A 9,553-nucleotide genomic window follows, 5' to 3' on the forward strand; every position below is an offset into this window, starting at 1 on the left:
GGGCTGTGCCCCCCACCACCGGTGGGGGGCACAGCCCGTTGCGGCGCGGCGGCCGGTCAGCTCTCGCTCACGGTGATCGCCTGGGACGGGCAGATCACCCCCGCCTGCCACGCCGCCTCCCGGGCCGGCTCGTCCGCCGGCTCCGCCAGGACCAGGACGATGCCCATGTCGTCCTGGTCGAAGACGTCGGGAGCCGACAGGACGCACTGTCCGGCCCCCACACAGCGATCGGTGTCCACGCTGATGCGCACTGTCATTCCTCCGTCGGTTACCTGCGGTCGTGCCCGGGCCGCCCGTCGCGGGCGGCCCGGTCGTCTCGTGCTGCGGTGGCGCGTCTACCAGCGGACGGGCAGGGAGTGCAGCCCGTACAGCACCCCGTCGTACTTGATCGGCAGCTCCGTCACCGGAACGGCCAGTTCCAGCGTGGGGATCCGCTCGAACAGCGTCCGGTAGGCGATGTCCATCTCGACCCTGACGAGGTTCTGGCCGAGGCACTGGTGCACGCCGTACCCGAACGCCACGTGCGAGCGGGCGGAGCGGCTGGGGTCGAACTCGTCGGGGCGCTCGAAGACGGTCCCGTCGTGGTTGGCGGCGGCGACCAGCGGGATGATGCCCTCGCCGGCCCGGATGAGCTGCCCGCCGATCTCCACATCCTCCACGGCCACCCGGAAGGCGACCAGGTCGGCCACCGAGTAGTAGCGCAGCAGCTCCTCGACCGCCCGCTCGTCGCCGATCCACTGCGGGTTGGACAGCAGGGTGACGACCCCGAGCCCGATGTTGTTCGCCGTCGTCTCGTGCCCGGCGATCAGCAGCAGCATCGACACGCCGGACAGCTCCTGCTTGCTGAGTGTCCCGTCGGCCAGCAGCTGGCTGATCAGATCGTCGCCCGGCCGCTTCTGCTTGACGGTGATGAGCCGGTTGAGATAGCGCAGCAGTGCCTTCGAGGCCGCCTGCCGCTGTTCGTCGGTGGAGGTGAGCGTGACCAGGACCCGGGTCCTGGTCTCGAAGAAGTCGCGGTCGGCGTTGGGCACGCCGAGCAGACTGGAGATCACCAGGGACGGCACGGACAGCGCGAAGTCCGCGATCAGATCGGCGGTGTCGCCCGCCGCGAGCATCGCGTCGATGCGCTCGTCCACGATCTGCTGGATGGCCGGCCGCATCTCCCTGACCTTGCGGACCGTGAACTCGGGGATCAGCGTCTTGCGGAACCGCCCGTGCTCCGGCGGGTCCAGGGCCACGAACCAGCCGGGCACCTCGTCCTGGGACGGCACACCGCCGGTCTTGGCCGCACGGGGAAAGCCGGGGTGCGAGGGATTGGAGCTGATCCGCGGATCGGTGAGCACCGCGCGGACGTCCTCGTGCCGGGTCACCAGCCACACGAGCTCCCCGGAGGGCAGGGTGGTGCTCACCAGCCCTTCCTGCTCACGGAATTCCAGATACTGGGGCGGTGGGAACGACTGGCCGGGCTGCCGCAGCGGGAAGGCGACCGGGCACCTGTCGACAGTTGTCATCTTCTCAATTTCCCTGGGGTCGGACACGGCTCAGGCGGCGTAGAACTTGCGGACCCTCCCGACGATGAACTCCTGGTCGTCCGCGGTCAGTCCGGTGTGGGTCGGCAGGTAGAAGCCGTCCTCGCTGAAGCGGCTCGCGTTGAGCGAGGGCCAGACGGGGTCGAGATATCCGGGCTGGCGGCTCATCGGCTTGAAGAACAGCCGCGTCTCGACGCCCTCGTCCTTGAGGAAGTCCATCAGCGCGTCGCGGCGGTCGGCGCGCAGGTCGTACATCCACAGCACGTCGCGCGGCGGCATCAGGGTGATCCCGTCGATGCCGCTCAGGCCCTCGTCGTAACGGCGCTCTATCTCCCGGCGGGTGGCCAGGATGGAGTCGAGCTGTTCGGTCTGCGCCAGCGCGACGGCCGCTTGCATGCTCGTCATACGGAAGTTGTAGGCCAGCTTCTTGTGCAGGAAGCTGTGGTCCTTGGTGAACGCCATCGCCCGCAGATGGGCCATCTGTTCGGCGAGGTACGGGTCGTCGGTGAGACAGATCCCGCCCTCCCCAGCGGTGATGATCTTGTTGGCGAAGAGCGAGAAGCAGGCGATGTCGGCGACCGGCCGCACGCCGTGCGCCTCGGCGGAGTCCTCCACCACGCGCAGGCCGTACTGATGCGCCAGATCCATGATCGGGTCCATGTCGCACCGGCGGCCGTAGATGTGCACCGGCATGATCACTTTGGTGCGGGGGGTGATCTTCTCCTCGATGCGCGAGACATCGATGTTGAGATCGTCCCCGCAGTCCACGAAGACGGGGGTGGCGCCCGTGTAGGACACCGCCCAGGCCGAGGCGATCATCGTGAACTCGGGGACGATCACCTCGTCGCCGGGGCCGACACCGAGCGCGCGCAGCGCCAGGGTCAGCGCCGTCGTCCCGGAGGAGCACGCGACACCGTGCGCGCTCCCGTTGTACTCGGCGAACGCGGTCTCGAACTTCTTGACGTACGGTCCCTGCGAAGAGATCCAGCCGCCGCTGACGGCGTCCGTCACGTATTCGAGTTCACGCCCGCCGAGCCAGGGCTTGGACACGGGCTGTGTGTATGACATCGGATCCTTCGATCAGTCGTTGGCGAGAGCGGGTTCGGACAGGGCAGGAAGGCCGAGCAGGAGATCCGCGGCGGCAGCCCGGCCGCCCGCGGCGCGCAGCAGCTTCGAGAAGTGCTCGGCGCGCTCACGGAACGTGCTGTCCGTGAGCACCCGGGTGAGTTTGTCGACGACGTCGTCGGCGTCGACGGTCTGCGGGTGGTCGAGGGTCAGGCTGACCCCGAAGTCCTGGCCCCGCACCGCCTGGTCGTCGCAGTCGACCCACAGGGGGCGCACCACCAGCGGCTTGCCGAAGTACAGGCCCTCGTGGTATCCGTTGCCGCCCGCGTGGGTGAAGAAGACGGCGACCTTCGGATGGGCCAGGACGTCGAGCTGGGAGGGCACCCAGTTCTCGATCCGCAGGTTGTCCGGCAGTTCCTCGTGCGGCGGCAGCAACTCCTGCTGCTCCTTGGGGAGTTTCCACAGCACGGAGTGGCCGTCCGCCAGCCGCCGTGCCACATCCACCAGCGCGCCGACCTGCTCGCGCGTCAGCCGGGTGATCGTGCCGAAACCCATGTAGACCACGGACTGCTGGGCGTCGAGCCAGTCGGAGAGACCGCCGTCGTCGGGGGCCTGCGGCAGCGGCGGCACCATGGCGCCCACCAGCCGCATCTTCTCCGGCACCGGGAAGGGGTAGTCCAGCTCGGGCACCGAGTAGCACAGCACCATCTCGGCGTGATCGATCCTGGCCATCATCTGGCGCGCCTCGGGCGAGATCCCCAGCTCTCCGCGGATCCGGTTGTCCTCCTCGACCACCTTGCGCATCGAGGAGGTCATGAACATTCCCAGCGTCCGCAGCCTGAACAGCTGGTTCTCCACCCGCTGCGCGAACGTCATGTCCAGCGGCAGCCCGGAGTGCGGCACCGGGAAGCCGCTCGGGGTGTACGACTTGGCGAACGGGACGTGCGACGTCAGGACATTGCTCGGCACGAACGGGACGCCGAGCACAAAGGGAATCCCCTTCGTGATGGCCAGCTCGTACCCGAACTGGCACATGGACTCGATGACCATCAGCGCCGGCTGCACCTCGTCGACAATGGCTTCGAGGCGCTTGTACTTGTCCACCCGCGACGCCGGTGCGAAGGAGTGCTTGATGACCGCGCGGTGCGCCTTGAAACGCGAGCGCTGCGTCACCTCGCGATAGGTCTCGTCGTCCCAGGTGACGGCCGACATCTGCGGCACCACATCACCGAGCGACGCGAACTCCACGGGCGTTTTCACGGTGGCCGCGCCGATATCCGAGCGTCCTTTTTCGTCGGTCGCGAACCACAGGTCCTCGACACCGCGGCGGGACAATTCCTCCGCGAGTACGAGCAACGGGTTCAGGAGACCGCTTTCGGCATAGCTGACGAACAGGACAGGCCGCCGAATCGAGCCCATGGACAACACCCTCCGGAAGTGACAGCCCCAACGGCAGGCGCCACAGGTACCCACACGGCCGGTCGCCGGGTGGCCGCGCCGCGCGTTGAAGCGGAGCAGTTACTTGGTCTCACACCACGCTCCGGAGAATCCCTAGTCTTCCGTGCCGAGTCCCGGAATTCCTTAGGGAAAAGTACAGCGTTGACGCACCTACGATCCGGAACGAAGAGGTGTCCGGGCCCGACTTCCTAGGGGTGTGCAACGTCATGACGATCGGAGCCGACCAAGACCCGGTAGTGGTCGTCGGGATGGCATGCCGCTATCCGGGGGGAGTGCGCTCCCCCGAGGAGCTGTGGGACCTGGTCCTCGCGGGCCGCGACGCGATATCCGGCTTCCCCGCGGACCGCGGCTGGGACCTGGACGCGCTGGCCGGCGAAGGACCGGACCGCAGCGTGACGCGCGAAGGCGGGTTCCTTCACGGGGCGGCCGACTTCGACGCCGAGTTCTTCGGCATGTCACCGCGCGAGGCGATCTCCACCGACCCGCAGCAGCGGCTGGTGCTGGAAACCGCGTGGGAGGCCGTCGAACGCGCGGGGATCGACCCCCACGGCCTGAACGGCAGCCGGACCGGCGTGTTCGTCGGCACCAACGGCCAGGACTACGCCGCCGTCACCCAGCGGTCCCCGGAAGACCTCGCGGGCCACGCCATGACCGGCCTGTCACCGGCCGTCGCCTCCGGGCGGCTCGCCTACACCCTCGGCCTCGAAGGTCCCGCGGTCACCGTCGACACCGCTTCCTCCTCCTCGCTGGTCGCCCTGCACTGGGCGGCGCGCTCGCTGCGCGCGGGGGAGTGCTCGATGGCGCTGGCCGGCGGTGTCACGGTGATGTCCACCCCCGTGGGATTCGTCGGCTACTCCCGCCAGGGTGGGCTGGCCCCCGACGGACGCTGCAAGGCGTTCTCCGACGACGCGGACGGCACGGCCTGGGCCGAGGGGGCCGGCATCGTCGTCCTGGAACGGCTCTCCGACGCGCGGGCCCGCGGCCACCGGGTACTCGCCGTCCTGCGCGGCAGCGCCACCAACCAGGACGGCGCCTCCAACGGCCTGACCTCTCCGAACGGCCGGTCGCAGGAGCGGGTGATCCGCCAGGCACTGGCCGACGCGGGACTCCGCGCCGCCGACGTCGACATGGTCGAGGCCCACGGCACCGGCACCAAGCTCGGCGACCCGATCGAGGCGCAGGCACTGCTGGCGACGTACGGACAGGACCGGCCGCCCGGCCACCCGCTGCGGCTGGGCTCCCTCAAGTCGAACATCGGGCACGCCCAGGCAGCGGCCGGGATCGCGGGATTCATCAAGACGGTGATGGCCCTGCGCCACGGAGTGATGCCCCGGACCCTGCACGTCGGCGAACCCACCTCGCACGTCGACTGGACGGACGGCGCCGTCGAGCTGCTGACCGAACAGACCCCGTGGCACCCCGCGGGACGGCCGCGGCGTGCCGGCGTGTCGTCCTTCGGCATCAGCGGCACCAACGCGCACGTCATCGTCGAGCAGGCCCCGGACGAGACGGAGCAGCCCCCGTCGGCTCCCGAGCCCGCGGTGGTGCCCTGGCTCGTGTCGGCCCGGACCGAGGCGGCGCTGGCCGACCAGCTGGCCCGGCTCGACGACTTCGTGGCCGACGCCCCCGAAGCGACCGCCCTCGACATCGGCCATTCCCTGGCGACGGGCCGCGCCGCGCTCCGGCACCGGGCGGTCCTGCTCGCGCACGGACAGGACGTGACCGAGGTCGCCCGCGACGAGGCCGGCGACGGCGCCGTCGCGATCCTCTTCCCCGGCCAGGGCAGCCAGCGGCTGGGCATGGGACGCGAACTCCACGCGCGCTTCCCGGCCTTCGCACGCGCCCTGGACGCGATGGTGGACGAACTGGACCGGCACCTCGAGCGTCCGCTGCGCGACGTCATGTGGGGCGACGACCCGAAGGAGCTGGACCGTACGGGCTGGACCCAGCCCGCGCTGTTCGCCGTCGAGACGGCGCTGTTCCGGCTGGTGGAGTCCCTGGGCGTCCGCCCCGCCGTGGTGGGCGGCCACTCGGTCGGCGAGATCACCGCGGCCCATGTCGCGGGCGTGCTCTCGCTGGCCGACGCCTGCCGGCTGGTCACCGCCCGCGCCGCACTGATGCAGGCCCTGCCCGCGGGCGGCGCGATGATCGCCGTGCAGGCGGCCGAGGACGAGGTCCTGCCACTGCTGGCCGGCCGCGCCGACCGGGTCTCGGTCGCCGCGGTCAACGGACCCGCGTCCGTGGTGATCGCGGGCGAGGAGAGCGCGGCCCTGGAGATCGCCGCGCACTTCGCGGACCAGGGGCGCAAGACCAGCCGGCTGCCGGTGTCCCACGCCTTCCACTCGCCGCTGATGGTCCCGATGCTGGCGGACTTCCGCGCCGTCGTGGAGACGCTCACCTTCCACGAGCCGGCCGTCCCGGTCATCTCGAACCTCACCGGCGCACCGGCCGGCGCCCTGCTGTGCACCCCCGACTACTGGGTGCGCCATGTGCGCCAGGCCGTGCGCTTCGCCGACGGCGTCACCGCGCTCGGCGAGGAGAACGTGGACGTCCTGCTGGAGCTGGGCCCCGGCAGCGCGCTGAGCGCCATGGCCGCGGAGAGCCTCGGCGGGGCCGCCCGCCCCATGACCGTCGTCCCCGCGCTGCGCAAGGGCCGGCCCGAGGAGGACGCCCTCGTCGCCACCCTGGGCCGGCTGCACGCCGTCGGGGTCCCCGTCGACTGGGCGGCCTTCTTCGCGGACACGGCCGCCCGGCGGATCGACCTGCCGACCTACGCCTTCCAGCACGAGCGGTACTGGCCGGCCCCGCCCGCGGGCGCCGGGAACCAGGGGACGGGCGCCACCGGGCACCCGCTGCTCGGCGGCACCCTGGAACTCGCCGACGGCGAGGGCCTGGTGTTCACCGGAGAGCTCTGCACCCGCACCCACCCCTGGCTCGCCCAGCACGTCATCGCGGGACGGATCACCCTGCCGGGAACGGCCCTGCTGGAGCTGGTCATCCGGGCGGGCGACGAGGCCGGCTGCGACCGGGTCGAGGAACTGATCCCCACCGCACCGCTGATCCTGACCGAGCACGGCTCCGTACGCCTGCAAGTGCGCCTCGGCGCGGCGGACGGCATCGGACGGCGCGCCGTCACCCTCCACTCCAGGCCACAGGGCGCCGTCGACGAGCCGTGGACCCGGCACGCGACAGGCGTCCTCGTCCCCGCTCACCAGGGACCGCCGGTCTGCGCGGACCTCGGCTCCGGCACGGACGTCTGGCCGCCGCGGGACGCCGAGCCGGTGGAGCTGGAGGGGTGCTACAAACGCCTCGCCGACCAGGGCTTCGAGTACGGCCCGGTCTTCCGGGGGCTGCGCGCGCTGTGGCGCCGGGGCGAGGAGACCTTCGCCGAGGTCGCCCTGCCCGCCGAGGCGTCCGACGCGGCCGCGTACGGGCTCCACCCCGCCCTGCTGGACGCGGCGCGGCACGCCGTCATGACGGAGGACGGCAGCCTTCCCGAGCGCTGGCGCGGAGTGTCCCTGCACGCCGGCGGAGCCACCGCACTGCGGGTGCGGATCGCCCCCTGCGAGGACGGGCCGGGCACCGTGCTGCGGCTCGCGGCCGCGGACTCCTCCGGAGCCCCGGTGCTCACCGCCGAGACCCTGCGGGTGCGCCCGCTGTCGGCCCACGAGTTTCCCCCCGTCCCGATGATCTCAGGGCCCAGGGCGGCGGCGGACTCCGGCACCGCCCGCACCACTCGGCCGCCCGCGGCCGGGCCGGTCGTGCGGGACGACCACGCGCCCACCCTGTCCGAGCAGCTGGAGCGGCTGCCCGAGGCCAAGCGGGAGCGCCATCTGCTCGATCTCGTACGGTCGGAGGCCGCCGCGGTGCTCGGCCACGGCAGCCCGGACGCCATCGGTGCCCACCAGGCCTTCAAGGAGATGGGCTTCGACTCCCTCGCGGGCGTCGAGCTCTGCGACCGGCTCGGCGCACTCGCCGGCCGGCCGCTGCCCAGCACCCTCGTCTTCAACTTCCCGACCCCCGCACGGATCGCCGGGCGTCTCGCCACGGTCCTCGCCGCACCCGCCGCTTCGGCGACGGGATCCGCCGAGGACGAGATCGCCAGGTTCGAGGCCGCCGTCCAGGCGACGTCGGACGGTTCCGAACGCCAAATGATCGCCGACCGTCTGGAGAAAATCATCTCCACCCTCCGGCAATCCACACCCCCCGCGCCGAGTGCTTCGGGCGAGGACATCGACACGGTGTCGGTCGACAGACTGCTCGACATCATCGATGAAGAGTTCGAAACCACATAAGAATTGCTGCTTTCGTTCGCGACCCGATGATGAGGACGGACCGGTGCCAGAAGATCAGCAGGACAAAGTCGTCGACTACCTGAGGCGAGTCACTTCCGATCTCCGCCGTGCGCGTCAGCGCATCGGAGAACTGGAACTCAAGGACAATGAACCCATCGCCATTGTCGGAATGAGCTGCAGGCTGCCCGGGGGAGTCCGCTCCCCGGAAGCCCTGTGGGAACTCGTCGAATCCGGTGGCGACGCCATATCGGGATTCCCCGCGGACCGCGGCTGGGATCTCGACCGGCTCACCGGGACGGGCGAAGGAAACAGCGCCACCCACGAAGGCGGATTCCTCTACGAGGCACCCGAGTTCGACGCCGGTTTCTTCGGCATCTCCCCGCGCGAGGCGCTGGCCATGGACCCCCAGCAGCGACTGCTGCTGGAAGTGACCTGGGAGGCCCTGGAGCGGTCGGGGATCGCCCCGACCGCGCTGCGCGGCAGCCGGGCCGGGGTGTTCGTCGGTGCCTACCACTGGGGCGCGCCGTCGGCGGCCGCCGCCGGCGCGCTCCAGGGACACGCCCTGACCGGCACCGCCGCCAGCGTGCTGTCGGGACGCATCTCCTACACCCTGGGGCTCGAAGGCCCCGCCGTCACCGTCGACACCGCCTGCTCGTCCTCACTGGTCGCGCTGCACCTGGCCTGCCAGTCGCTGCGCAACGGCGAGTCCTCGCTGGCCGTCGTCGGCGGCGTCACCATACTCAGCGAACCCTCGGTCTTCGTGGAGTTCAGCAAGCAGGGCGGCCTGGCCGGCGACGGCCGCTGCAAGGCCTTCTCCGACGAGGCCGACGGCACGGGCTGGGGCGAGGGCGTCGGCGTACTCGTCGCGGAACGCCTCTCGGACGCCCGGCGCAACGGACACCAGGTCCTCGCGGTGATCCGCGGCTCGGCGGTCAACCAGGACGGCGCGTCCAACGGCCTGACCGCGCCCAACGGCCCCTCCCAGGAACGCGTGGTCCACCAGGCCCTCGCCACCGCAGGACTCACCGGCGCCGACATCGACGCCGTGGAGGCGCACGGCACCGGCACCAAGCTCGGCGACCCCATCGAGGCGCAGGCCCTGCTGGCCACGTACGGCCAGGGCCGCGACCCCGAGCGCCCGCTGTGGCTCGGCTCGCTGAAGTCCAACATCGGTCACACCCAGGCCGCCGCCGGAGTCGCCGGCGT

The 9,553-nt window shown here is 71.1% G+C and carries 5 protein-coding genes and 1 pseudogene; 2 read left to right on the top strand and 4 right to left on the bottom strand.

Annotated features, from left to right (window positions below):
* Window positions 1–56 precede the first annotated feature (56 nt).
* The 4 genes from ACWD0Y_RS35065 to ACWD0Y_RS35080 all read right to left on the bottom strand — a co-directional run bounded on the left by ACWD0Y_RS35065 (window position 57) and on the right by ACWD0Y_RS35080 (window position 4,013).
* Complete coding sequence (locus tag ACWD0Y_RS35065) at window positions 57–251, bottom strand: ferredoxin (RefSeq protein WP_450264315.1); 195 nt, start codon at window positions 249–251, stop codon at window positions 57–59.
* An 84-nt stretch (window positions 252–335) separates the two neighbouring features.
* Window positions 336–1,511, bottom strand: coding sequence for a cytochrome P450 (locus ACWD0Y_RS35070; protein WP_450264311.1), 1,176 nt, complete (start codon window positions 1,509–1,511; stop codon window positions 336–338).
* A 30-nt stretch (window positions 1,512–1,541) separates the two neighbouring features.
* Window positions 1,542–2,597 carry a DegT/DnrJ/EryC1/StrS family aminotransferase gene (locus ACWD0Y_RS35075; RefSeq protein ID WP_450264312.1) on the bottom strand — a complete coding sequence of 352 codons (1,056 nt, stop codon included), beginning with the start codon at window positions 2,595–2,597 and terminating at the stop codon, window positions 1,542–1,544.
* Window positions 2,598–2,609: 12 nt separating this feature from the next.
* Window positions 2,610–4,013 carry a glycosyltransferase gene (locus ACWD0Y_RS35080; RefSeq protein WP_450264313.1) on the bottom strand — a complete coding sequence of 468 codons (1,404 nt, stop codon included), beginning with the start codon at window positions 4,011–4,013 and terminating at the stop codon, window positions 2,610–2,612.
* Window positions 4,014–4,273: 260 nt separating this feature from the next.
* Here ACWD0Y_RS35080 and ACWD0Y_RS35085 point away from each other — a divergent pair.
* Window positions 4,274–8,347: pseudogene (locus tag ACWD0Y_RS35085) on the top strand (type I polyketide synthase); the annotation flags it as partial.
* Between the two features lie 43 nt (window positions 8,348–8,390).
* Window positions 8,391–9,553, top strand: a 1,163-nt coding sequence (locus ACWD0Y_RS35090; protein WP_450264314.1) for a beta-ketoacyl synthase N-terminal-like domain-containing protein, incomplete at its 3' end; no start/stop codon positions are given.

It is taken from the genome of Streptomyces altiplanensis (assembly GCF_053591575.1).

Bases quoted from the DNA above. Each gene is read 5' to 3' on its own strand.
- ACWD0Y_RS35070 (WP_450264311.1), bottom strand. From the start codon at position 1,511: ATGACAACTGTCGACAGGTGCCCGGTCGCCTTCCCGCTGCGGCAGCCC.
- ACWD0Y_RS35075 (WP_450264312.1), bottom strand. From the start codon at position 2,597: ATGTCATACACACAGCCCGTGTCCAAGCCCTGGCTCGGCGGGCGTGAA.
- ACWD0Y_RS35080 (WP_450264313.1), bottom strand. From the start codon at position 4,013: ATGGGCTCGATTCGGCGGCCTGTCCTGTTCGTCAGCTATGCCGAAAGC.